We start from the raw sequence: 24,107 nt of genomic DNA, 5'->3' as shown, positions 1-24,107 counted from the left end.
GAAAACTGGTACTTGTGCTAGCTTGCGCCATTCGGTCCGGTGACCGCCGGCCCGTTCCCTTGTGCTTGCTCATAGGACCGCCATGCCGCTCGACGCCATCCGCCAGCAGATCCGCGCCAATTATTTGCCCGACGAAGAGGCAGCGGTTAAGCGATTGGCCGAGGCGGCCGGGCTTTCGGCCGGAGACCGTAAGGCGATCTCGGCGCGGGCGGCCGACCTGGTGCGAGCGGTGCGGGGTTCGTCCGATCCACGGCTGATGGAAGTCTTCCTCTCGGCCTACGGCCTCTCCACCAAGGAAGGCGTGGCGCTCATGTGCCTGGCCGAGGCGCTGTTGCGCGTGCCCGACACAGAGACGATGGACGATCTCATCGCCGACAAGATCGCGCCGCACGACTGGTCGGCGCATTCGGGCGGTTCGAGTTCGATCTTCGTCAACGCCTCGACCTGGGCGCTGATGCTGACCGGCCGCGTGCTCGAGGAAGGTGAGGGCGGTATCGAAGGCACGCTGCGCTCGATGGTGCGCCGGCTGGGCGAACCGGTCATCCGCAAGGCGGTGGCCGCCGCCATGCGCGAGATGGGCGAGCAGTTCGTGCTTGGCCGCACGATCGCGGAAGCCGTCAAGCGCGGCCGGCCGATGACGCAGAAGGGTTATCTCTACTCCTTCGACATGCTGGGCGAGGCGGCCCGCACCGAGGCGGACGCGCTGCGCTATCACAAGGCCTATGCCGACGCCATTTCCTCGCTCGATGCCGGCTCGAACGGGCCAGATATCCGCCAGAACCATGGCATCTCCGTCAAGCTTTCGGCGCTGCATCCACGCTACGAAGAAGCGCAAAAGGAAGAGATGCTGCCTGTGATGGCCGAGCGGCTGTTGTCGCTGGCCCTGGCCGCACGGCATTCGCGGATGGGCCTCAACATCGACGCCGAGGAGGCGGATCGTCTCGACCTGTCGCTCGACGTGATCGAGCGGGTGCTGGCCGAGCCGGAACTTGCCGGCTGGAACGGCTTTGGCGTCGTCGTGCAGGCCTATGGTCCGCGCGCGGCTTTCACCATCGATTGGCTGTATGCCCTGGCCAAGAAGCATAATCGCAACATCATGGTCCGGCTGGTCAAGGGTGCCTATTGGGACACGGAGATCAAGCGGGCGCAGACACTCGGGCTTGCCGGCTATCCCGTGTTCACGCGCAAGGCCAACACCGACGTCTCCTACATGGCTTGCGCGAAAAAGCTGCTTGGCATGACCGACCGCATCTATCCGCAGTTCGCCACTCATAACGCGCACACCGTCGCTGCCATCCTGTCGATGGCTGACAATCGTGACACCTTCGAATTCCAGCGCCTGCATGGCATGGGCGAGGCCTTGCACGAAACGGTGCGCAAGGCCGAAGGCACGCGTTGCCGTATCTATGCGCCGGTCGGCGCGCATTCGGACCTGCTGGCCTACCTGGTCCGCCGGCTCCTGGAAAACGGCGCCAACTCCTCCTTCGTGCACCAATTGACCGACGAGGAGGTCGAGCCGGAGGATATCGCGCGCGATCCGCTGGAAACGATCGAAAGCCAGGGGTCCGCCATCAATCCGGCGATTGCCCGGCCTTCGCGGATATTTGGGATCGGGCGCCGCAACTCGAAGGGGTTCGACATCACCGACACGGTGACGCTGGCGGCGATCGAGCAGGCCAGAGCGGCATTCGCGGGTCCCGATCGCTGGCACGCCAAGCCGATCACGCGCGCCGCCGGCTACGGCAAGCAGCGCCCGATCCTCAATCCGGCAAAGCCTTCCGAGGTGGTCGGCACGGTTCACGAGGCGGCCGCCAAGCAAGTCGCGATCGCCGTGCGCATCGCTGTCGAGGCGCAGCCGGCCTGGGCTAAACGCCGCGTCGCCGAGCGTGCCGCTATCCTCAACCGCGCCGCCGATCTTTACGAGGCCAATGCCGTCGAGTTCTTCGCGCTCGCCACGCGCGAGGCCGGCAAATCGCTGGCCGACGGCGTCGCTGAAGTGCGCGAGGCGGTCGACTTCCTGCGTTATTACGCCACCGAGGCGGCGAACGCTGAAACGGGCACTCAAGCGCGCGGCGCCATCGTCTGCATCTCGCCGTGGAATTTCCCACTCGCCATCTTCACCGGCCAGATCGCGGCAGCACTCGTCACCGGCAATTCAGTGATCGCCAAGCCAGCGGAGCAGACCCCGCTGATCGCCTTCCGCGCCGTCGAGATGCTTCGCGAGGCCGGCGTGCCGGAAGACGTTATCCAACTCCTGCCGGGGGACGGCCCGACGGTCGGTGGCCCGCTGACAGCGGACCCGCGTATTGCCGGCGTCTGCTTCACCGGCTCGACCGAGGTCGCCAAGCTGATCGAAAAGCAATTGGCCGAGACCGCGGCGCCGGACGCCATGCTGATCGCCGAGACCGGCGGCCTCAACGCCATGATCGTCGATTCCACGGCACTTCCCGAGCAGGCGGTGCGTGACATCCTCGCGTCGGCTTTCCAGAGTGCCGGCCAGCGCTGCTCGGCGTTGCGCGTGCTCTATGTCCAGAAAGACGTCGAGAAGAAGATGTTGGAGATGCTGAAAGGCGCCATGGAGGCGCTCAACGTCGGCGATCCCTGGCGGATTTCGACCGATGTCGGTCCGGTGATCGACGATGAAGCGCAAAGTTCGATCCGCGATTATTGCACGACGATGGGCCTGCAGGGCCGGCTGATCGCTAAACTTGAGGCGCCCAAGGATGGCCGCTTCGTCGCGCCGCATGTCTTCCGGGTCAAGGGCATCGAGGAGATGGAGCGCGAAGTGTTCGGGCCGGTGCTGCACGTCGCGACCTTCGACGCCGACCAGATCGACAGCGTCATCGCCGCCATCAACCGCAAGGGCTACGGCCTGACCTTCGGCCTGCACACCCGTATCGAGGGCCGGGTGCAGCATTTCGTCGACGGCATTCATGCCGGCAACATCTATGTCAACCGCAACCAGATCGGCGCAGTCGTCGGTTCGCAGCCATTTGGCGGCGAGGGCCTGTCCGGCACCGGGCCGAAGGCCGGCGGGCCGCACTATCTCAGGCGTTTCCGCAAGGGGCCCGAAGCGGGCACGGAAGTCGGCGAAGGCCATAAGGTGACGGCGACCGAACTGGCCGACAATCTGCCCGATCCCGCTCTAGGCGGCTGGGCGACGCGGCCGGACCGGGTCGCCATCCTGAGGAAGCATCTGCGCGGCAAGGGCGCGGCCGCGATCGGTGCCGCCGCCGGCATTGATTTCGGCCAGGTCGATCTGCCCGGGCCGACCGGCGAGGCCAACACGCTGTCGCTGTCGCCGCGCGGCCGGGTGCTGTGCCTGGGGCCGGACGGCGACACGCTGCTGGCGCAGACCATCCAGGCGCTCGCAGCCGGCAATGCGGTGCTGGCCGTTGCGCCTGGTGCACCGGCGGTGCTCTCGGCATTGACCGGCAAAGGCCTGCCGCTGGCGGCCATCGACGGCCGCCCCGATCCTGTCGAGGCGCGCTCGCTGCGCGTCGATGTGGTTGCTTTTTCAGGCACGCCCGAGGCGGCGCGCATCGTGCGCAAGGTCATCGCCGAGCGCAGCGGGCCGATCATCCCGCTGGTCAGCGAGGTGCTTTATCCCGCGGCCTATGCGCATGAGCGAGCGGTCTGCGTCGACACGACCGCCGCGGGCGGCAATGCCAGCTTGTTGGCCGCCGCATAGGTCGATATCTACGCGCCCTCGACGACGGAAAAACCCTCGAATTGCGGGTGGCCGAGATAGTGGACTTTCGTCATGCCGACATTCCGGTGGGCGGCGCGGAAATTCTCCGACTTGGTCCAGGCGACGAAATCATCGTGAGTTGCCCACACCGTGTGCGACGCAAACAGCGTGTAGCCCTCGGTCTCGTTGACCGGACCGCGCAGCAGGTGGAACTCGCGAAAACCCTTCATGTCGGCCAGGCTGGAGTCGCGGTTCTTCCACACGGCTTCGAAGGCGCGCTCCGAGCCGGTCTGGACCTTGAAGCGGTTCATGGCGATGTACATGGGGTCTCTTTCATGCGGATGTTGATGGTTGCGCCGCAACGTCTGTTCCGGGCCTGGTCAAAACGGGCCGATCCCGACCTCGAACTCCAAGCTCGGGTTCGATTCCTGTGACGGAATTGGAGGGAAGGGAGCGGCCTTGCGCACGATGCCAAGCGCGGCCTCGTCGAAAGTCGGCGATCCCGAGCTTTCCAGAATGCGCAACTGGTCTATGTTGCCCTTCCTGCCTATGGCGAATGCCACAACCGCATTGTTACGGGCGGCCAGTTGCAGCGAAGGCGGGAGAGTACGATTGACGCTGCCGAGCTTTCGAAAGACGTTGCCGCGGTAACTGTCTTCCGCGGCGCCGCCCGGGTCTTTTTGCCTTTTGCCCTTGCTGGCCGCTTCCGCCAGCCGGTCCTGGCCATCGGCCGTGCCGCTCCGTTCCTCCGCTCGAGCAGTCGCAGGGGCAGCCGTTGGAGTTGGCCTTGCAACGGGGATCGGCGGTTGGTCCGGAACGGTGACAGGCATTTCGCTGGTTTCGGCCTGGGCGTTCGGCTGTGCCGGCGTTTCTGTCCTGGCAGCCACGCTCTGGTCATCCGGGCGCGGGGTTGCCGCCACCAGTATGTCCGGCGTGGCCACGGGCTGTTTGACCGGTTCCGCCGAGGGCTCCGAAGTCTGCTTCGCGGCGTCCCGGGCAGGCTCGGGAGCGTGTGTCATCGGTTCCTCCGCGGGCTGAGAAGGTTGGGTCGGCGCCGGCCCGGCCGCCTTTGCCGGATGAGGCTTGGCCGTCGGCAGGGGCGGCACCAGCGTGACATTCATTGCCGCCGGGTCCTTGTCCAATGCACTGCCTGCGACCTTGTCACCTTTGTGATCGCCGCCTTCCGACTGCTCTGCCTCCCTGGAATCGAACCTGCCGGCGGACGAGATCAGAAAAACCGCCGCCACGCCGGCATGGAGCAGGCAGGAGATGGCGATCGCAGCCTGCCACTTGCCGTTGCTGGCTTGCGCTCGCGCCTGGGCAAGTCGCTCTGCCGGCGCTATTGCCAGCTCGTTGCCAGCGTCGGGGGAAGGACTGATTTCCTGCATGTCGCGGGCGCGAAACTGCAGCGATGCGCCTAGACTTGTCAAATCAAGATCGGTTGCCTCAACCGGTAACCAATCGAAGCCGGCGGCCCTGCCACTTTTTCCTGGGAATGCGGGATGCGGTCCCGCCTCAGGCGCCGAAAGCGAGGCGGGTCTTGGTGTCCGTCCTCAGCTTGCGCGCGCAGGCAGTTGGTTCGACGCCCGTGCCAGCGCAATCCGTCGCGCTGTTGATCAGTACGCGGCCCACCCTGGTGCAGTCGGTGCCGGCCAGGTCTAAGCGCGTCACCTTGGTCTTGCCGTGCGGCAGGTCCTTGAAGTCGAGCACGGTCAGCCGGTCGACGACGCCGGCCTCGTTGAACAGGGCGATCTCGAACGCCGCCTTGGTCAGGTCGGCGCCGAGATTGTTGCTGACCAGGAAGGTCAGCCGGCAGCCCTTGTCGGAAGGCTGCGCGGCATTAAAGTTCGAGGGTCAGGACCGGCGCGGACTGCTCAGCCACGGAACTGTCGTCAGCGACATCGCCAGCGTCGAGGTCAGCGGACGAAGGGATGTCGTCAAGCGCGTCATGGTCAGCCTCCAAAGCGCATGGTTGCCGCCAGCTTCAGCGTGATACCGGGTTCGTAGACCGCAATTGTGGTGCTGCCGTTCAGCGGATTGGCGTAATTGACGTCGAACAGATTGTCGGCGCGGAAATCGACTTTCAGATCGTCGGTCGCCTGATAGCTGGCGAAAGCATTTACCAGTGTGTAGTCCGCCGCGACGGCATTGCCCTTCGGCTTGCCGTTATACTGCACCTCACCGCCGACGGTCAGCTTGTCCTCGAGGAAACGCAGGCCTAGCTGAGCGGTGACCTGAGAGGAGGGAATAGTGGCGAGGTCGGCTTCCACACCCTTGTAGGAAACGGTGTGGCCATCCGTGATCGAGGCCGAGAGGCCGGCATAGCCCCATGCCGCGTCATAGACGCCTTCCAGCTCGAAACCGTTGATCTTGGCCTTGGCGAAATTTTGATACTGGAAGCAGATCGGGATTCCGGGGCCGAAGGGGCAGCCACTGCCTGGAGCGAACGGCGACAGCGTTACGCCGTCGATATAGTCGTCGACATCGTTGTTGAAATAGGCTGCTTTCAGGCGCAAGGCGTCGCCCGGCTCGAAGATATCGTTCTGCTTGTAGTTGACGCCGAGCTCGGTCGTCTTGCCGGTCTCGGGCCGCAGATTTGGATTGGGCAGGAATGGGAAGCTGACGCCGGCCGGATGATTGCCGCTGATCAGCGTTTCCGTGATCGAGGGAGAGCGGTAGCCTTCCGCATAAGTGCCGTAGAATTGCAGGCCGGCAAGCCCGCCGCTGTTGAATGGCGAGACACCGACGGTGACGCGCGGGGATAGCCTGTCGCCGGAAATATCATGCGTGTCATCCTTCAGGCTGTAGCTGTCGTAGCGCAGGCCAGCGATGACTTCGAGCCAGTCCCAGGTGAGCTTGTCCTGGACATAGGCGCCGGACACGTTGCGCTTGCCCGACGGCGTGTAGAAACTGTCGCCCCCGGCCGCGCCACCCGTCTTGACGTTGTCGCCGACCCAATCGCCGCCATAGGTCAGTTCATGCGCGATGCCGTTCGTTTCGAACCGCGACGTGTTCCAGATATCGATGCCGGTCGTGCCGACATCGAATGTCGACAGTGATCCTGCCGGCAGCACCACGGGAAGACCGGTCACCGGATCGAACCGGTTCTGCGGCGCGAGACTGGTCAGGTCGAGATTGGTCTTGTTGTAGGACGTGTTAATATGGAGATCGAGCCAGCTCTTGTCTTCGTCCGTGATGATGTAGCGGGCCGTGAAGGTGTTCGACTTCAGGTCGACATCGTTGACCGGCACGCCGCCGCTGGTCTCGTCCCAGTCGTCGCTCGAACCGACCCAGCCGAGCTTGAGCTCACTGTTCTCGGTTGGCCGGACGGTCGTCTTGAGCAGGCCGCTCAGCACGTCGAAGCCGGTGCCGTTGACGCTGTCGCCGTCGCCGTCCTTGTAGTTGTCGTAGTCGCGGTAAACGATGTTGCCCAACACGTCCCAGTTCTCATTGATGCGATAGGCACCGGTGGCGCTGGTGGTCCAGCCCTTGCCGTTGCTCTCGTATCGTCCGGTGACGGAACCGGCCCAGGTCTCGTCGGGCTTGAGGAAATCGACCGCATCCTTGGTGTCGAAGAAGACGACGCCGCCAATGGCGCCGGAGCCATAGGTGTTGGCGACAGGACCACGGATCACGTCGACGGATTTGACGAGCTCGGGATCGATGTAGAAGGTCGACTGGGTGCCGTGGTCGGAACGCTGGAAATTCTGACGCGCGCCATCGACGATCACCGCGACGCGGCCGAAATCCTGCAGGCCGCGGATGTTGATGCTGGTGCTGACGCGCCTGGCGTCGGCCTGTGCAGCGACACCAGGCACACCGAGAAGCATCTCGTTCGGCGTCGTCGCCATTCGGCGATCGAGCTGTTCCTGGTCGACATGGCTGGCCGAGGCCAGCGACTGAATCGCCGTTTCGCCTGTGCGGCTGAGCACCAGGATCTTGTCGAGAAGCGTAGCGCCCGCTAGGGCTGCCCTTTGCTGTTCAGCCTCTTTCGATTGATCAGTGGGGTGCGTCACCTGTTGCGCGTGCGCCGATGGCGCGGATAGAGCGATCGCCGCCACGCTTGCGAGCAAAGCCGCCGCACCGTTCGCCGCCGACCGGCCGCGCCATTCCCTAACTATCAACCCCATGCCCCAACTCCAAATCCCAGGTTCCATGCTGGCTGGCCCGGGGCTTGCTGGCATTTTTGATCGTATCCGGCATCTTAAATGTTGACTCATTTAGTCCGGTATTGCACTGACTAGTAAACATGATTAATCGAGTCAAGAAATTAATCGGCAGTTCGCAACGCCTAGCCAGATGCCCGGCACAGGAAAGGGATCGACCCAGATGAACACGCACAATCCCAACGAGTTTCGCCATCGTGTCCGCCGTTCCGACGACACCTCCACCCGTTTCGATCGGGTCTCGCTGGCGGTGCGGACACTGTCCAGCAACACGCTGTTCCAGGGCGAGCACGAAATCGGCATCGAGCATCATGGCGCGCTCTACCGGCTGAAGATCACCCGCCAGGGCAAGCTCATTCTCAACAAGTAACGCAAGGCATCAGGGGTAAAGACATGGATCAGCGCCTAAAACCCGCTCCGCATGAAATCCGGCGGGCCCGGACCGAGAATCCGAAAGCGCGCGAGCGTGACCTTGCCGCGCAGCTCGGCATTTCGGAGGCCGAGCTGGTGGCGGCGCATTGCGGCGACGGCGTCGTGCGCGTCGAACCCCGCGTCAACGACCTTCTGACCGGTCTCGAGGCTGTTGGTGAGGTGATGGCGCTGACCCGCAACGAAAGCGCCGTACACGAGAAGATCGGCGTCTATGACAAGGTTGTCACCGGCAACAATAATGCCATGGTGCTCGGCGAGAACATCGACCTGCGCATCTTTCCGAAAGTCTGGGCGCATGGCTTTGCCGTGGAGAAGCGCGACGGCGACGACATCCGCCGCAGCCTGCAGTTCTTCGATGCGGCCGGCGACGCCGTGCACAAGGTGCATCTGCGCCCGGCCTCCAGCCTTTATGCCTACCAGAAACTGGTCGCCTCGCTGGAACCGCCGAACCAGGAGCCGACGATAGACATTTCAGGGCCGGTTCTCGATGAGGAAAGCGGGGCCGAAGCATCGACGGCGAGCCTGCGTGACCTGCGTGACCGCTGGAGCCGGCTGACGGACGTGCACCAATTCTTCGGCATGCTGAAGACGCTGAAGCTCAGCCGCCGCCAGGCGGTGCGCATGGTTGGCCAGGACTACGCCTGGCCGCTCGACAATGACGCGGTGCGCGCCATGTTCCATCACGCCGCCGAAAGCGAGATGCCGATCATGTGCTTCGTGGGCAACAGCGGCTGCATCCAGATCCACTCCGGTCCGATCAAATCGATCAAGTCCATGGGCCCGTGGATCAACGTGCTCGACGAGACCTTCCACCTGCACCTGCGCACCGACCACATCCATGAAGTCTGGGCAGTGCGCAAGCCGACCAAGGACGGCCATGTCACATCGCTCGAGGTCTATGCCGCCAATGGCGATATGATCATCCAGTTCTTCGGCAAGCGCCATGAAGGCGAAAGCGAGCGCGACGACTGGCGTTTTCTGGCCGAGCACCTGCCGCGCATTCCGAACCCGACGGCAGCCTGAGGAAAGTGTGATGCGTTTTGTTTCGAGACCGTCCGCCCTGCGCGGATCGATGATCGGTTGTGCAATCGGCCTTTCCATGGCTTTCGCCGCGCTGCAACCAGCTGGCGCAAGCGAAGGCGTTTCGGTGTTTCCCGATCCTTCGAAGATCGTCGCCATTGGCGGGTCCATCACCGAGATCGTCTATGCGCTTGGCGAGGAGAGACATTTGGTGGCGCGTGATTCCACCAGCCTCTATCCAGAGGCCGCGCTCGACCTGCCTGATGTCGGTTACATGCGCCAGCTGTCGCCGGAAAGCGTCTTGTCGGTCAATCCGACAGGCATAGTGGCATTGCACGGCAGCGGCCCCAGGGAAGCCGTCGACGTGCTGAAGAAGACGAGCATTCCTTTCATCGAAGTGCCCGAGCAGTACAACCGCGAAGGCATCCTCCAGAAGGTTCGCATTGTCGGCAAGGCGATCGGGGTCGAGGCCAAGGCCGAGGTGCTGGCCAAGGCGCTCGATGCGAAACTCACAGCCGCCGAAAAGCAGACAGCCTCCATCAGGGAGCGCAAGCGCGTGTTGTTTATTCTCTCGACGCAGGGTGGCAAGATCCTGGCGGCCGGTAGCGAAACCGCTGCCGACGGCATGGTCAAGCTGGCGGGCGGGGTCAATGCGGTGGAAGGCTTTTCCGGCTACAAGCAAATGTCGGACGAAGCGATCATCACCGCCAGGCCGGACGTGATCCTGATGATGAGCAATGCCGGGCCGCCGGTCTCGGACGACGAAGTGTTCGGCAATCCATCCATCGCCTCAACGCCGGCCGGAACGGCGCGCAAGCTGATCCGAATCGATGGCGCCTATCTACTCGGCTTCGGGCCGCGCACGGCCGACGCGATCCACGATCTCGCCGTTTCTCTCTATGGCGCACAGGTCACGGACCGAGCATCATGGCCGACCAGTCGATCGCCGGTCCGGTGAAGGCGACGAGGGCATCCGAAGGGGATCGTTCCGGCCGCGCCCGTGCCGTCATCCTTCTGCTGTGCGTGTGCTTGGCGATCGCCGTCTTGCTGTCGCTCACATCCGGGGCGTCGGATGCATCCGCCGTGACCGTCTTCAGGTATTGGCTCTTTGGCTCCGCCCCCGGCGATGCGGTGCCCAACGCCCGCGACAGCTTGATCGTCTATTACATCCGCATGCCACGCATCATCCTCGGCATGTTGGTGGGTGCGGCGCTCGCGGTTTGTGGCGCCGTCATGCAAGGGCTGTTCCGCAATCCGCTTGCCGACCCCGGACTGATCGGCGTTTCCGCAGGGTCCAGCCTTGGCGCGGTGGTGATCATCGTGCTTGGCGGGACCGCGCTGGCCCCAGTGACCGCCTTGCTCGGGACGCTTGCACTGCCACTTGCGGCGTTCGTCGGCGGTCTCGTCACCACATTGGCGCTTTATCAGGTCGCCACGCGACGGGGCCAAACCTCGGTCGCCACCATGCTGCTCGCCGGCATAGCCCTGGCGGCACTTGCCATGGCGCTGACCGGAACACTGATATTCATGGCCGACGATCGCCAGCTGCGCGACCTGACCTTCTGGTCACTGGGATCGCTCGGCGGTGCGACATGGGCCAAGATCGCTTCCGTCGGACCCATAATCGTCCTGGCACTGGCGGCGATGCCGTTCCTGGCACGCGGCCTTAACGCGCTGGCGCTGGGCGAAGCGACCGCGGGCCATCTCGGCATTCCGGTGCAGCGGCTGAAATACACCGCCATCATCGGCGTTTCGGCGGCGGTCGGCGCCTCCGTCGCCGTCTGCGGCGGCATCGGCTTCGTCGGCATCGTCGTGCCGCATCTGCTGCGCCTGCTGATCGGGCCCGACAATCGCTACCTGCTGCCGGCATCGGCGCTGCTCGGCGCCTCGTTGTTGCTGCTCGCCGATGCGGTCGCCCGCACCATCGTGGCGCCGGCCGAGCTGCCGATCGGCATCGTTACCGCGATATCAGGTGCGCCGTTCTTCCTGTGGATATTGCTGCGCAAGCGCGGCGTGATCGATTTGTGAGGCTGGAATGATCGAGGCGAGGGATGTTTCGATTGACATCGCCGGCAAGAGAATCGTTGCCGGTGTCGATTTCGATGCGCGGCCGGGCGAGGTGGCGGCAATCGTCGGCCCTAATGGTTCGGGCAAGACGACCTTCCTGAAGGCGTTGTCGGGGGACCTCGCCTATATCGGAAGCATCGTTCTCAACGGCCGCGACCTCGCGGCAATGAAGCCGGTGGAGGTCGCCGTCCAGCGGGCCGTGCTGCCGCAAGCGACGACTCTGTCGTTTCCTTTCACTGTGCGGGAGGTCGTCACGCTTGGCCTGGTCGGTGGCCGTTCGGGCGTGCTGCCGGGCGAGGACGGACGCCTACCGGAACGGGCGTTGGCTCGGGTCGATCTCGACGGTTTTGCCGGCCGCTTCTACCAGGAGCTTTCCGGTGGCGAGCAGCAGCGTGTCCAGCTTGCGCGCGTGCTGTGCCAGGTCTGGGCACCGGTGCTCGACGGCAAGCCGCGCTATCTGTTCCTGGACGAGCCGGTGTCCAGCCTCGACATCAAGCACCAGCTGATCATCATGAACATCGCCCGCGACTTCGCCAGAAGGGGCGGGGGCGTGGTTGCGATCCTGCACGACCTCAATCTGACGGCCGTGTACGCCGACCGCATCTTCGTGATGCATCGCGGCCAGTTGGCCGCGAGCGGCTCGCCCCACGACGTGCTGAGTGATGAGCTGATCGAGAAGGTGTTCGATTGCCGGCTCAAGGTCGGCGTGCTGCCGCCCGGCAACATGCCGTTCGTGCTCCCGCAATCGTCCGTCAGCTGATATTCAGCCGATCCTCGCGCGACGCGGCAGTGATCAAGCCGCCGGGGCGCGGCGCTCCGTCAGCATGTCGATGCCGAGAAGGGCGCGCACATTCGGCCGTGCCGCCACAAGGTCGGCGATCGTGTAGCGGGCAAGCACATCGAAGAAGGCGTTGAGCGCTTCGCGCAATGCGGAGTTCAGCGCGCAGCTGTCGATCAGGGGGCATTCGGCGGCATCGTTCTCGAAGCACTCCGCCATGGCAAAGCTTTCCTCGGTCACGCGCACGACGTCGAACAGGCTGATCGATTCGGCGGCACGACCGAGCCGTACCCCTCCGTTCCGCCCGCGCACGGTCTCTACCATGCCGTTCTCGACCAGAGGCTGCAGGATTTTGAACAGGAACAGTTCCGACACCGAATAGGCGGCCGCGATCTCCGGGATGCGGCTCAACCGGTCATTGTTGGCGGCGCAATACATCAGAATGCGCATGGCATAGTTGGTTTGGCGCGTAAGCCGCATCTTGTCCTCACTCGGCGCTGATCTGATGCAACCACGCCAGATTCTAAACTTTGCTGGCGCGGCCCTCGTCCGGAATCCGGATCGCTGCACTGGTTTCGACGGAATATGGCCTATACCTTGGAATAATTCCAGACTAGCCGGGCATCATAGATGAATAGGCTCGTCAACTTTACGTGCGTCACCGGGCAAAAGCCGGGACAGACAAACCGGCTGCCACGGGCATTCCGGCCGCGGCACTAGATAGGCCTGAAATAGACGAGGAGCGGCCCATCCATGGCTCAGTCCGACCAACCCCTGGCGCCAGTGCGGTTCGATGCCGACGCTGGCGACAAGCTTTCCGCGCTACGGCGGACAAAGTTCGTCGCCACGGCGGCATTGGCACTCTGCGTGGTGGTCTTTGCCTTGGCCAAGTCTTTCCAAAGCAGCTATCCATGGCTCGGCTTCGTCGCCGCCTTTGCCGAGGCGGCAACGATCGGTGGCCTCGCCGACTGGTATGCGGTGGTGGCGCTGTTCAAACGGCCGCTCGGGCTGCCGATCCCGCACACGGCCATCATCCCGGAAAACCAGGACCGCATCGCCGACAATCTCGGCCGTTTCATCGAGGTCAATTTCCTGGCGCCGGAACCGGTGCGTGAAAAACTCGGCGAAGTTGATTTTTCGGCGCTCGTGGCCGATTGGCTGGCCGATGCCGAACGTGCCGCCGGGCTGTCGCGTTTCGTCGTGCGGCTGGTTCCGCGGACGCTTGCCGCCGTCGAACAATCCGGTCTGCGCGGCTTCGTCACCAGCCGCATGCTCGAACAGATCGAAAAGGTGCCGCTGGCACCGCTTGCGGCCGAACTTCTGTCGGCGCTCACCGACGACCGCCGCCACCAGAAGCTGTTTGACGAGTTCATCAAGGTCATCGGCCGGTTTCTCAACGACGAACAGGCGCTGGCGACGATGCGCGACAAGATCCGCGAGGAACTGCCGTCGCTGTTCAACCTGTTCCGGGCCGACGCCTATCTCCTGAAGAAGATCGTCGCTTCGGCCGGCTCCTTGCTGGACGAGGTGCGTGCCGATCCCGACCACTCGATGCGTGCCGAGTTCGACCGTTTCGCGCAAGGTTTCGTCGAGCAGCTGCGCACGTCCAAGCAATATGCCAGGCGAGCGGAGAAAATGAAGCGCGACTTCCTCGCCAGACCCGAAATCAGGGCGCTGGCCGGCGACATGTGGGAGAGCCTCAGCCTGTTCATCGAGCAGGACGCCAGGGCGGCGAATTCGTTGATCAGGGAGCATCTAGCCAACATGTTCGTCGAAGTCGGCCGCCATCTTGCCGGAGACGCGCAGATCCGGGCCGACATGAACCAAGGATTCGTGATGGCGCTCGCCTCTTTTGTCGAGAGCCAGAAGAGCGGTGTGTCGAAATTCATCGCCGACCAGGTCAACCGCTGGGACCTCGCCCAACTGACCCGCCTGATCGAGATTAACATCGGCAGGGACCTGCAATATATCCGCTTCAACGGCATGATCATCGGCGGGCTGGCGGGCATCGTACTTTACACGATCGAGTTGCTGCTCCCAGTCAATTGATCCCTATCGATCGCCTAGGCCCGTGTTCGAAATGGACACGAGGCGTTCGAGTGCTATTCTCCTCGATGAGGGCGACCGCGACCGCGGCAAAGGGGAGATGAGAATCATGGCCAGACAATCGGAATCCGATTCCTTCATGGAAATGTTCGGCAGGTTCGGCCGTGACCTGAAGGTGCCGAATGTGGATGTCGAAGCGATTCTTGCGCATCACCGCAAGAATCTCGAAGCTTTGGAGAAATTCGCGCGTGCCGGGGCGGCTGGGACGTCCTCGCTGTTGTCTAGGCAACGCGAAATGCTGCAGGACACGCTGCGTGAAATCGCCGACATGGCGCAGAGCTACCGCGCATCGGGCAATCCGCAGGAGTTGATGGCCAGGCAGACGGAGTTTGCTAGAAAATCCTTCGAGGCTGCGCTCAAGAACGCCGGGGAAGTGGCTGAGCTGGCCAGGAAATCAGGCACAGAATCGATCGACATCCTGCGCGCGCGCATCAAGGAGGCGATGGAGGAGGTCCGCGCCGGTTACGGGGAGAAGTAGGTTCTCATGGGCTGTCGTTCCGCTCTCGGCCGGGCACACCCCGTTCCCGATACCGCAACCTTTCGCACAGTTGCATTAGCGCCACGCCATAAGCTCCCGCCAGTCCGAAAAGGTCGGAAAAGACCCAATTCGCCTGCCATCGCCTGGCAAGACATGCCACGAGTGAGCGCGAATCCGCCGGAACGGATTTTGCGCGGGACGAATTGACAGAGGCCGCCGGTTCGTGGTCCGGAAGCTTTGGAAGCGATCGGGAAAGCAGGAATGACGGAAGTACGGCCTAAAACGCCGCCAACCTACGAGCAGCTGAGAACGATGTCCGGACAGGAGCTCGGCGTCTCGGAATGGACCACGGTCGACCAGAACCGTATCAACCAGTTCGCCGAATGCACCGGCGACCATCAATGGATCCACGTCGATCCTGAACGGGCGCGGCGGCAAAGCCCGTTCCGCACCACGATCGCGCATGGATATCTGACGCTGTCGATCATCGGCGCGCTGGCCCTCGAAATGGGGATCGTGCCCGAGAATACGCAGGCAGCCTTCAACTATGGTTTCGACAAGGTGCGTTTTCTGGCGCCGGTCAAGGTCGGTGCACGCATTCGCCTGCGCACGACACTGCTTTCCATGGAAGACAAAGGCCCGGGCCAGTATCTGATGAAGGCAGACAACACGGTCGAGATCGAAGGCGAGGAAAAGCCGGCGCTGATGGCTGAAACACTCGTCATGCTCTACGAGCGCCGCAAACGGGCAGGGGCCTGAACGGCGACCCGCCAGGCCATACCGCCGTCCCGAAAAATGATTGCGCCGACATTCCCTCGAATGTGCGAGCAGTCGACTAGCAGCCTGAAGTTTTCCAGGCAACGGGAGGCGCGTGCGATGTCAGCGAGCCATCGCCGTTTCGAGCACCTTGAAAATCCGCTCGTCCGCGCACTGGGCGATGTTGAAGCGCAGGAAGCGGCTGGCGGACCGCGACAGGCTGAACGCATTGCCGGGCGCCAGCACGATGTTGTCAGCGAGCGCACGGCGGGCGATTTCGGCCGCATCCACGCCTTCCGGCAGGGTGCACCACAGGAACAGTCCGGCCGGCTGCTCGATCCAGGGTGTGATGCCGATCGCTTTCAGCCGGGCGCTGGTCTCGCCCATGGCCCGCGAAAGGCGGGCGCGAAGCAAGTCCATGTGCTTACGGTAGCTGCCGTCCTTCAGCAGCATCAGCACAAGTTCGGCCGCCAGCCGTCCGCCGCCGAAAGTCGTGGCGATCTTAAGATCGGTCAGGCCCTCGATCCAGTCACGGGGCGCGGCGATGAAACCGCAGCGAACCGACGCCGACAGTGTCTTGGAGAAACTGCCGATCTGGACGACGCGACTAAGGCCATCGAACGCCGCCAGCCTTGGGGCAGGAATGTGCTCGAAGTCGGCGAAGATATCATCCTCGACGATGGTCAGATCCGACTGGTCGGCCAGTTTGAGCAAACGATGGGCCGTCACCGGAGACAGGATCGCGCCGGTCGGGTTATGGATGCCCGAGTTGGTGATGTAGAGGCGCGGCCGGTGTTCGGCGAGCGCCTGGGCGAACAGCTCGATGTCCGGCCCTGACGGCGTGTAGGGCACGCTGACGACCTTGGCGCGGTGGGCGCGCAGCAGAGCGTGGAAATTAAAGTAGCAGGGATCGTCGACCAGCACGGTGTCGCCGGGCTCGATCAGGAACCGGCACAAGAGGTCGATGGCCTGGGTGCCCGATTCCGTCAGCATGATCTGGTCGGGGGTGGCTTCTATGCCGTGCCCGGCCATGCGCCGCGCCAGCAATTGCCGCAGCGGCGGCAGCCCGAGCGGCGTGCCGTAATCGGCAAGCGCGACATCTTCGGCACGCGCGACCGTGCGCAATGCCCGGCGCAGCCCGGCCTGCGGCATCCATGAAGCCGGCAACCAGCCGCAGCCGGGTTTCAGGACCTCGTCGCCAGCCTCCAGGGATTGGCGCGAGACCCAGAGCGGATCGACGGCACGGTCGAGCCGGGGACCGATCTCAGCGAGCGACAGCGGTGCCAGCGCCCCGGCGGCATAGAAACCGGAACCGGGCCGCGAACGGATCGCGCCTTCGGCGGCAAGCCGTTCGTAGGCCTCGACCACCGTGGATTTCGACACCTGCATGGATTTGGCGAAAGCGCGGATCGAGGGCAGCCTTGCTCCAGGCGTCAGGCTGCGCGCGGCAATGCGCTGCCGGATGGCGGCCATGACCCCTTCGACGAGAGTTCCGCCGCTGTCGAGCCTGACTGCTTCATCCATCTGTACCGTCCAGAAAACCATGACAGTTTTGTCGAATTGTACTGCATTGTCTCTGGTGGCGCCATAGCTGCAGGCCCAATAGAGGGCGAGACAAACGGAGCCTGCGATGGACAAGACGGCGAGCGGCTGGGTGAGCGGATTTATCGGCGTGCTGATTTTCAGCGGTTCGTTGCCCGCGACGCGCGTGGCGGTGATGGATCTCGATCCGATATTCCTGACATCGGCCCGCGCGGTCATTGCCGGCCTGCTCGGTCTCGCGCTGCTGCTTGTGTTTCGTGAGAAGCGCCCCGGGCGTCAAGACTTGCTGTCGCTCATCATCGTTGCGCTTGGCGTGGTCGTCGGCTTTCCCTTGCTGACGGCATTGGCGCTGAAGCATGTCACCTCGGCCCAGTCGATCATCTTCGTCGGCCTGCTGCCGCTGGCGACCGCGATCTTCGGCGTGCTGCGCGGCGGTGAACGGCCCCGGCCGGCCTTCTGGCTGTTCTCATGCCTGGGCAGTGCCCTGGTGGCGGGCTTTGCGCTTGCGCAAGGCGTGACGGCTTCGCCGGCCGGCGACGGACTGATGCTGGCGGCCATCATCGCCTGCGGCCTTGGCTACGCCGAGGGTGCCGCGCTGTCGCGCAGGCTCGGTGGCTGGCAAGTGATCTGCTGGGCGCTGGTGCTGTCCCTGCCGGTCATGCTGGTGCTGACCTTTGCGACCTTGCCGCCATCCTTCGCCAGCGTCGGCTCCAATGCCTGGATCGGTCTTGGCTATGTTTCGCTGTTCAGCATGCTCATCGGCTTCGTGTTCTGGTATCGCGGCCTGGCGCAAGGCGGCATTGCGGCGGTGGGGCAGTTGCAGCTTCTGCAGCCATTCTTCGGGCTCGCACTAGCGGCGACGCTGCTGCATGAACAGGTCAGTCCGATGATGATCGTCGTCACGCTCGGCGTGGTGCTTTGCGTTTTCGGCGCGAAGAAGTTTGCCAAGCAGGATTTGCCGCGCCGTGCGGCTGCATAGCGATCCCGACCCTCACGAGAACTTCGTCACCACCCCAATGCCGATACCCTCGAAGCCGCCCATCGCCATCAAGGCCGCTGGCGCTTCGTCGAGGCTGATCTTCTTGCCGACCAACAGTTCGGGTTTGAGCTTGCCGTGGCGGATCATCTCCATCATCGCGGGGTAGCGATAGGCCTGCATGCCGTGAGTGCCGAGGATTTCGAGTTCGAAGGCGATCACCTTGTCCATCGGCACCTGCGGGCGGGCGTGTTCGCCCAGCATCAAGCCGACCTGCACGTGACGGCCGCGCCGGCGGAGGTTGGCGATCGAGTTGAAGGACGTCGTCGGATGGCCGAGCGCGTCCATCGACATGTGAGCGCCACCATCGGTGATCTGCTTGACGGCCTTAACGACGTTCGGTGTCGTCGAAGCGTTGATGGTCGCCACGGCGCCGATCTGTTTGGCGAAGTCCAGCTTCTCCTCGGTGAGGTCGATGGCGATGACATTGGCGCCCATCGAACTGGCGATCATGATTGCCGACAGGCCGACGCCGCCGCAGCCATGCACCGCCACCCATTCGCCGGGCTTTACCCGGCCCTGATCGACAATGGCGCGGAACGATGTGACGAAGCGGCAGCCGAGGCTGGCGGCCGTCGCGAACTCCATTTCATCGGGCAGGCGCACGAGATTGGTGTCGGCGTGTTCGATAGCGACATATTCGGCGAATGAGCCCCAGGCGTTGAAGCCAGGCTGGGACTGATGTTCGCAGACCTGGTGATTGCCAGATGTGCATTCGAAGCAGTGGCCGCAGCCGACGGCAAACGGCACGGTTACGCGTTCGCCCGCCTTCCAGCGGGTGACGTGCTTGCCGGCAGCAACCACGACGCCGGCCAGTTCGTGGCCCGGCACATGCGGCAGGCGGATATCGGCGTCATGGCCCATCCAGCCGTGCCAGTCGCTGCGGCAAAGCCCGGTCGCCTCGACCTTGATGACGACGCCATCGGCCGCCGGCTTCGGGTCTGGCACGGTCTGGATCGTCGGCGCTTCGCCGAACTGTTCAAAGACGACGGCTTTCATCGGCAACTCCACCCTTGCACGGACTCAGGGAAACGATAGCCGATTCCCTGTCTGGTCAAGCGGAAATCGATTCGAGCGCGGCGTTTGGACCGCGTATGTGTGCCCGGCGCGCCTTGAATGCGGGGTCGGTGACAACTCTATTCGGCGTCGATCTGGTTTTGTGGCGCGGCTTTCTGGAAGGCGGGTAGCGCCATGCAGGCGGCATTGATACGAGCGATTGTCGGGTAGGGCGTCAAATCAACGCCAAAGCGGGCGTTGCTGGTGACTTGCGCGGCGAGGCAGATGTCGGCCAGCCCCGCCGCCTCGCCATGACAGAATGCGCCGGTTTCGGGCGACGCCGTGAGCAATTTTTCGAGCGGTCCAAATCCTTCATTGACCCAATGCCGGAACCAGTTGGCGACATCCTGGTCGCCGGCGCCGAACAGGGTGCGCAGCGAAGTCAGCACGCGCAGATTGTTCACCGGGTGGATGTCGCAGGCGATCATCTGCGCCAGCATTCTCACTCGTGCCCGGCTCGGCGGATCCTTCGGCAATAGCGGGGGTTCAGGTATGGTCTCGTCGAGAAACTCGATGATCGCCAGCGATTGCGTCAGGAGCATGCCGTCGCTCCAGATCAGTGCCGGCACCAGCCCCTGCGGATTGACCGCGAGATAGGCTGCTTCGAGATGCTCGCCATGGCGCAGGTGATGCGGGATGTAGTCATAGCCCACACCTTTCATCTCCAGGGCAATCCGCACCCGGTGCGAGGTGGAGGAGCGGAAGTAGTTGTGCAGGACAATGGCGCTCATACGGTCACTTCCGTTGGCCGATCGTCACTTCGATCGTGCCGATGCCATCGACACCGCCTGATATCGTTTCACCCGGCTTGATCGCGCCGACACCGGCGGGCGTGCCGGTGAAGATCAGGTCGCCGGCCTGCAATTCCACGCCTTCGCTGCAGATCGAGACGATGTCCGATACCGGCCAGATCAGTTCGGCGAGGTCGGCATCCTGTTTCACCACACCGTCGACGGCGAGCCAGATGCGCCCCTTCGCCGGGTGACCGGATTTCTCCGCGGCAACCAGCGGGCCGCAGGGCGCGGAACGGTCGAAGGCCTTCGACCAGTCCCAGGGCCGCGCCGCCTTCTTGGCGGCATCCTGGAGGTCGCGGCGGGTGAGGTCGATGCCGACGCCGTAGCCCCAGACATGATCCAGCGCCTTGCCGCGGGCAATGCGAAAGCCTGAGTTGCCGATCGCCACCACCAGCTCGATCTCGAAGTGTAGGTTTTCCGTCAGCGGCGGGTAGGGGATATCAGTGCCGGAATCGACCACCGCGTCGGCCGGCTTGGTGAAGAAGAAGGGCGGATCGCGATCGTCATTGCCGAACTCGCGCGCATGCGCCGCATAGTTGCGCCCGACGCAGAAAATGCGCCGCACGGCAAAGCGTTCGCCGGAACCCGCAATGGCGACAGAAGGCGTTGGCGGGGCGGGAAGGACAAAGGCGGTCATGACGGTCTCTGCGTTTGATGGGGAGTTGGCGGCACATTCGGCCGATTTCCGGAGGCGGGCAAGGCGTCGCTTTTCATAAAGCGTGGCCTTCGCCGTGGCTGTATAAGGAATCCAGGCTTCCGATCATTTTTGCAGCGATGAATCCTGTTCAACGGCGATAGACTATTTGCCAATAATCCGGCCATGGTCAGGAGACTATGGTGTGCCCGGTAAACCGGAACGAGCCCCATGACAGCCCCTACCGATCGCGCCCGGTTCCTTATCATCGACGATCATCCGCTGTTTCGCGAGGCGCTGCACAGCGCCGTTCAAATGGCTTATCCCGAGGTCGATACGGTCGAGGCGCGCTCGATCGCCGAGGCGCTGGACTTGCTGGCCGACGCAAAGCCTTTCGACCTTGCGCTTCTGGACCTCAGCATGCCCGACGTGCACGGCTTCGAGGGGTTGTTGCAGCTCAGGACCCGCTATCCGCGCCTGCCGGTGGTGATCGTGTCGGGTCATGAGGAGCCGAGAATCATTTCCGAGGCCTTGTCCTACGGCGCTGCCGGCTTCATTCCGAAATCGGCGCGCAAGAGCGATCTCGCCGCCGCCATTCGCTCGGTGATGGACGGCGCGATCTATGTGCCTGAAACCTATGAGGGCCTGCCGCCGGGGGCGGACAGCACCGATCGCGCCGATATGGTGCAGCGGCTTTCCAAGCTGACGCCGCAGCAATTGCGCGTGCTGCAGATGCTGCGCCAGGGCCTGCTCAACAAGCAGATCGCCTACGAGCTGCAGGTCGGCGAGACCACGGTCAAGGCGCATGTGTCTGAGATCCTGCGCAAGCTCAATGTGTATAGCCGGACGCAAGCGGTGATCGAGGTCTCGAAACTGGACAGTGCCGAGCTGTTTCGGGATCAGGTAGGGTTTTGAACCAAACCCTCCCGCTAAGCCAGCAGATGCGCCAACAGTGCCCTTAGCTGCGCCGGCTTCACCGGCTTGCGCATCAGTTCGATGCCGCCGGCCCGTGCTGCCTTGGCCACGGCTTCGGAGCTGTCGGCGGTGACGATCAGCGCCGGCACGGCGCGGCCGAGATAGTCGCGGACCTCCGATATGGTAGCAGTGCCGAGATCGCCGCCGTCGAGATGCTGGTCGGCGATGACGATGTCGGGCACCCAGTCGGTGTCGCCAAGCATGTCCAGCGCATCGGCGGTCGAGGTCGCGGCGCGCACCAGGCACTGCCAGCGTTCGAGCAGGAAGGTCATGGCTTCCAGCACTTCGGCGTCGTTTTCGACCAGCAGCACCTTGCTGCCGAACAGGCCGTAGCCGCGCGGCCGCTCCATGCTAGCGGCGCTGGCGATGGCATCGGCGGGCGCGCCGAGGCCGACGGGGACATCGATGTGGAAGATGGTGCCGCGGCCGACCTTGGATGAAAACGTCACGGGATGGCCGAGTGCGCCGGCCATGCGGCGCACGATGGCGAGCCCCAGCCCAAGACCGCCGCCGTCGAGTTCGGCAGTAGCCGGCAAGGTGCCGCGGTGGAACTCCTCGAACACCGCTTCGCGCTGATCCTCGGGAATGCCGCAGCCCGTGTCGGCGACATCGATGCGGATGGTGTCGCCGCGATGGCGTGTGCCGACAAGGACGCCGCCCGAGCGCGTATAGCCCAGCGCATTGGAGAGAATATTCTGGAGGATGCGGCGCAGAAGAGTTCGGTCCGAGCGGACTACGGCGTTGACCGGCCGGAATTTCAGCGACAGTGCCTTCAATTCCGCCACGGGCTGGAAATCCGAGCGCAGCGACGAGAACAGCGCCTCCAGGCTGACGTCGCCAATGTCGGGCTGGACCACGCCGGCGTCGAGCTTGGAGATGTCGAGCAAGGTGCGCAGCAGGTCTTCCATCGTTTCCAGCGAGCGCTCGACCTGCCGCACGAGCTTCTTTCCCTCATCGCTGGTCTGCACCTCGGCAAGGGCGGAGACGGAGAGATGGGCGGCGTTCAGCGGCTGCAGTACGTCGTGGCTGGCCGCGGCGAGGAACCGTGTCTTGGACAGGTTCGCCTGTTCGGCGTTTTCCTTGGCGGCGCTGAGGTCGATGTTCGACTGCTCCAGCCGCCGCAACGTCGAATGCAGTTCCTCGGTGCGCGTACGCACTCGGCTTTCCAGCGAGATCGCGGTCTGGAACAGCGAAAAGGCATTGCCTTGCTGGTCAATCGAGCGCTCGACGCGGCTGACCAGGGCGGCGTTGATCTTCTTCAGCCTGTCGAGATCGTTTATGTCCCTGAGCGGCATGCTGTTGCGCCGCTCTATTCAGCCGCCTGGCGGTCGCCGAAAGCGATGCCGGTGAAAGTCTGGTTGAGGTGCATCGACCGATATTGTTCGCCGTAGGTGCCGAAGCCGATGACATTGTTGACCTGGTAGAGTTCCGAAATGTCGCGAAAGACCTGCCTGTTGCGTGCGTCCAGCCGGCGCAGCACGCAGTCGAAGCCAAGGATCATATCGATGCCGCCAAGCCTTTCCTCGACCTCGCGCAATGCCGCTCGTGTCGCGTCCACCATGTCCTTGGGCTGGGCGATCGACAGCACTACACCGTCGTCGATGGCGCAGAAGAACGACAGCGAGCCATCCGCGTGCATCTTCTGGATCGAGCGGCAGTAATATTCTCCGCCCACCTTCACCACCACCGGATGCGAGGCGAAGCTCAACGGTGTCAGGGTCTGTGGGAGGATCCCGACCGAAGCGGCATATTCCTCCGCTGCATTTGTGGCGTTGAATTCCCGCACGACACGGTGATCCGGGTCGGACGCGGTCACCACCAGCTTTTCGTCGGTGGGAACGAAATTGTCGGTCTTGAAGACGTGGAACGGAATTTCCGTGGCGACCAGCACGATGATGGCGCTGTCCGAAGTGACCCTGCCGTTCGAGATCAGGCGCGTCGTCTCGAATTTCAAATCGTCGCCGGCCGAGCCGCCAAGAAGCGGTATGTCGTCGAGACCCCAGTGGATGGCCGAACTCACAGCTTCCTCGGCATAGGACAGCCCGTCGATCAAGCAGAGCGCGAAGGTGTTGCGGGTCTGCTCGCCGCCGAGCCGGGCGCGCAGTGTGCGCCGCAGGGCCTCGACCTCTTCGGTGATCCTGTCCATGCCCGACGTCGATAGATTGTCGACCATCGTGCTGACCGCCGTGAACGACGCCGAGGGCAGCAGCATCGCCAGCATATGGCCTTCCTCGAGCCCCTGCGGCGTGATCTCGCCGGCGGTGGAACAGCCTGCATGGTGGAGACACGGCGCGTGGGCCGAGAGTGCCCGTGAGAGGGCGCCGGCCTCGATCAGGCTCTGGGAAAAGAACACGAGGGCAAAGCCGGCATTGATGGCGGCGGCCTCGGCGGCTACCGCTCGTGCGAAGACATCCGGGTCGGGCTCGTCCGTGGTCAGCACCGACAAGCCGCATGCGTAGCGCGTCCGTGAGCTTGTCAGCGGCGTCCTCCCGCATTTCCTCCGACGCCTTCTTGTGCGCGGCTTTTCAAGTGCTTCTGGCGCGCGGGCGACGAGGGCATTGTTGCCGCCAGGAGGC

21 protein-coding genes and 1 pseudogene are annotated in these 24,107 nt (G+C 63.7%); 11 read left to right on the top strand and 11 right to left on the bottom strand.

The genetic code is table 11. From position 1 onward, the window contains the following. The first annotated feature begins 82 nt into the window (after positions 1-82). On the top strand, positions 83-3,691 hold the full coding sequence (gene putA, locus ACVWWD_RS23545) for a bifunctional proline dehydrogenase/L-glutamate gamma-semialdehyde dehydrogenase PutA (protein WP_457103442.1): 3,609 nt from the start codon (positions 83-85) through the stop codon (positions 3,689-3,691). Between the two features lie 8 nt (positions 3,692-3,699). On the opposite strand, the gene ACVWWD_RS23540 is transcribed toward putA, so the two are convergent. From ACVWWD_RS23540 to ACVWWD_RS23525, 4 genes and pseudogenes are all read right to left on the bottom strand, one after another. Beyond that, positions 3,700-4,014, bottom strand: coding sequence for an antibiotic biosynthesis monooxygenase family protein (locus tag ACVWWD_RS23540; RefSeq protein ID WP_023783144.1), 315 nt, complete (start codon positions 4,012-4,014; stop codon positions 3,700-3,702). 57 nt (positions 4,015-4,071) lie between these two features. Further along, on the bottom strand, positions 4,072-5,121 hold the full coding sequence (locus ACVWWD_RS23535) for an energy transducer TonB (protein WP_352548976.1): 1,050 nt from the start codon (positions 5,119-5,121) through the stop codon (positions 4,072-4,074). An 85-nt stretch (positions 5,122-5,206) separates the two neighbouring features. Beyond that, positions 5,207-5,641, bottom strand: a pseudogene (locus ACVWWD_RS23530) (hypothetical protein). Positions 5,642-5,643: 2 nt separating this feature from the next. Then, positions 5,644-7,821 carry a TonB-dependent hemoglobin/transferrin/lactoferrin family receptor gene (locus ACVWWD_RS23525; protein WP_352548977.1) on the bottom strand — a complete coding sequence of 726 codons (2,178 nt, stop codon included), beginning with the start codon at positions 7,819-7,821 and terminating at the stop codon, positions 5,644-5,646. Positions 7,822-8,020: 199 nt separating this feature from the next. On the opposite strand from ACVWWD_RS23525, the gene hemP reads away from it, so the two are divergent. Genes hemP through ACVWWD_RS23500 form a run of 5 tightly spaced genes read left to right on the top strand, consistent with a single transcriptional unit; the run spans position 8,021 to position 12,136 of the window. Continuing rightward, the gene (gene hemP / locus ACVWWD_RS23520) at positions 8,021-8,227 is read left to right on the top strand and encodes a hemin uptake protein HemP (protein ID WP_457103441.1); all 207 of its coding nucleotides are present in this window, start codon (positions 8,021-8,023) and stop codon (positions 8,225-8,227) included. 23 nt (positions 8,228-8,250) lie between these two features. Next, positions 8,251-9,312: a hemin-degrading factor gene (locus ACVWWD_RS23515; protein ID WP_352548979.1), complete on the top strand. Its 1,062-nt coding sequence runs from the start codon at positions 8,251-8,253 to the stop codon at positions 9,310-9,312. Between the two features lie 10 nt (positions 9,313-9,322). After that, entirely contained in the window at positions 9,323-10,267 is a 945-nt protein-coding gene (locus tag ACVWWD_RS23510; RefSeq protein WP_352548980.1) for a heme/hemin ABC transporter substrate-binding protein, read from the top strand. Further along, on the top strand, positions 10,237-11,337 hold the full coding sequence (locus ACVWWD_RS23505; protein WP_457103440.1) for a FecCD family ABC transporter permease: 1,101 nt from the start codon (positions 10,237-10,239) through the stop codon (positions 11,335-11,337). Before ACVWWD_RS23510 ends, ACVWWD_RS23505 begins: the two co-directional genes overlap by 31 nt. A gap of 7 nt (positions 11,338-11,344) precedes the next feature. Further along, entirely contained in the window at positions 11,345-12,136 is a 792-nt protein-coding gene (locus tag ACVWWD_RS23500) for a heme ABC transporter ATP-binding protein (RefSeq protein ID WP_023783149.1), read from the top strand. Between the two features lie 33 nt (positions 12,137-12,169). Here the strand turns inward: ACVWWD_RS23500 and rirA are convergent, their stop codons facing one another. Then, on the bottom strand, positions 12,170-12,634 hold the full coding sequence (rirA, locus tag ACVWWD_RS23495) for an iron-responsive transcriptional regulator RirA (RefSeq protein WP_023783150.1): 465 nt from the start codon (positions 12,632-12,634) through the stop codon (positions 12,170-12,172). 273 nt (positions 12,635-12,907) lie between these two features. Between rirA and ACVWWD_RS23490 the strand changes: the two genes are divergently transcribed. From ACVWWD_RS23490 to ACVWWD_RS23480, 3 genes are all read left to right on the top strand, one after another. Beyond that, a complete protein-coding gene (locus ACVWWD_RS23490) occupies positions 12,908-14,203 on the top strand; it encodes a DUF445 domain-containing protein (RefSeq protein ID WP_457103439.1) in 1,296 nt (431 codons plus the stop codon). A gap of 106 nt (positions 14,204-14,309) precedes the next feature. Continuing rightward, entirely contained in the window at positions 14,310-14,738 is a 429-nt protein-coding gene (locus tag ACVWWD_RS23485; RefSeq protein ID WP_352548984.1) for a phasin family protein, read from the top strand. A gap of 261 nt (positions 14,739-14,999) precedes the next feature. Then, on the top strand, positions 15,000-15,497 hold the full coding sequence (locus ACVWWD_RS23480) for a MaoC family dehydratase (protein WP_352548986.1): 498 nt from the start codon (positions 15,000-15,002) through the stop codon (positions 15,495-15,497). A 120-nt stretch (positions 15,498-15,617) separates the two neighbouring features. On the opposite strand, the gene ACVWWD_RS23475 is transcribed toward ACVWWD_RS23480, so the two are convergent. Continuing rightward, the gene (locus tag ACVWWD_RS23475) at positions 15,618-17,018 is read right to left on the bottom strand and encodes an aminotransferase-like domain-containing protein (RefSeq protein ID WP_457103438.1); all 1,401 of its coding nucleotides are present in this window, start codon (positions 17,016-17,018) and stop codon (positions 15,618-15,620) included. A 106-nt stretch (positions 17,019-17,124) separates the two neighbouring features. Here ACVWWD_RS23475 and ACVWWD_RS23470 point away from each other — a divergent pair, with 106 nt between their 5' ends. Beyond that, positions 17,125-18,015 (top strand): DMT family transporter, encoded by an 891-nt coding sequence (locus ACVWWD_RS23470; RefSeq protein WP_352548987.1) that lies wholly within the window; start codon positions 17,125-17,127, stop codon positions 18,013-18,015. 12 nt (positions 18,016-18,027) lie between these two features. On the opposite strand, the gene ACVWWD_RS23465 is transcribed toward ACVWWD_RS23470, so the two are convergent. The 3 genes from ACVWWD_RS23465 to ACVWWD_RS23455 all read right to left on the bottom strand — a co-directional run bounded on the left by ACVWWD_RS23465 (position 18,028) and on the right by ACVWWD_RS23455 (position 20,559). Next, positions 18,028-19,071, bottom strand: a complete 1,044-nt coding sequence (locus ACVWWD_RS23465; protein ID WP_023769925.1) for a zinc-dependent alcohol dehydrogenase family protein — start codon at positions 19,069-19,071, stop codon at positions 18,028-18,030. 137 nt (positions 19,072-19,208) lie between these two features. Next, on the bottom strand, positions 19,209-19,859 hold the full coding sequence (gene maiA / locus ACVWWD_RS23460; RefSeq protein WP_352548989.1) for a maleylacetoacetate isomerase: 651 nt from the start codon (positions 19,857-19,859) through the stop codon (positions 19,209-19,211). A 4-nt stretch (positions 19,860-19,863) separates the two neighbouring features. Further along, entirely contained in the window at positions 19,864-20,559 is a 696-nt protein-coding gene (locus tag ACVWWD_RS23455) for a fumarylacetoacetate hydrolase family protein (protein ID WP_352548990.1), read from the bottom strand. A gap of 228 nt (positions 20,560-20,787) precedes the next feature. Between ACVWWD_RS23455 and ACVWWD_RS23450 the strand changes: the two genes are divergently transcribed. Further along, positions 20,788-21,471, top strand: a complete 684-nt coding sequence (locus ACVWWD_RS23450; protein ID WP_023769928.1) for a response regulator — start codon at positions 20,788-20,790, stop codon at positions 21,469-21,471. Positions 21,472-21,485: 14 nt separating this feature from the next. Here the strand turns inward: ACVWWD_RS23450 and ACVWWD_RS23445 are convergent, their stop codons facing one another. Further along, positions 21,486-22,826 carry a hybrid sensor histidine kinase/response regulator gene (locus ACVWWD_RS23445; protein WP_352548992.1) on the bottom strand — a complete coding sequence of 447 codons (1,341 nt, stop codon included), beginning with the start codon at positions 22,824-22,826 and terminating at the stop codon, positions 21,486-21,488. Between the two features lie 14 nt (positions 22,827-22,840). Next, positions 22,841-23,977 (bottom strand): FIST signal transduction protein, encoded by a 1,137-nt coding sequence (locus ACVWWD_RS23440; RefSeq protein ID WP_352548993.1) that lies wholly within the window; start codon positions 23,975-23,977, stop codon positions 22,841-22,843. Positions 23,978-24,107: the final 130 nt, after the last annotated feature.

Source organism: Mesorhizobium sp. URHB0026 (assembly GCF_054059755.1).
This window is presented reverse-complemented; position numbering and strand designations above follow the sequence as displayed.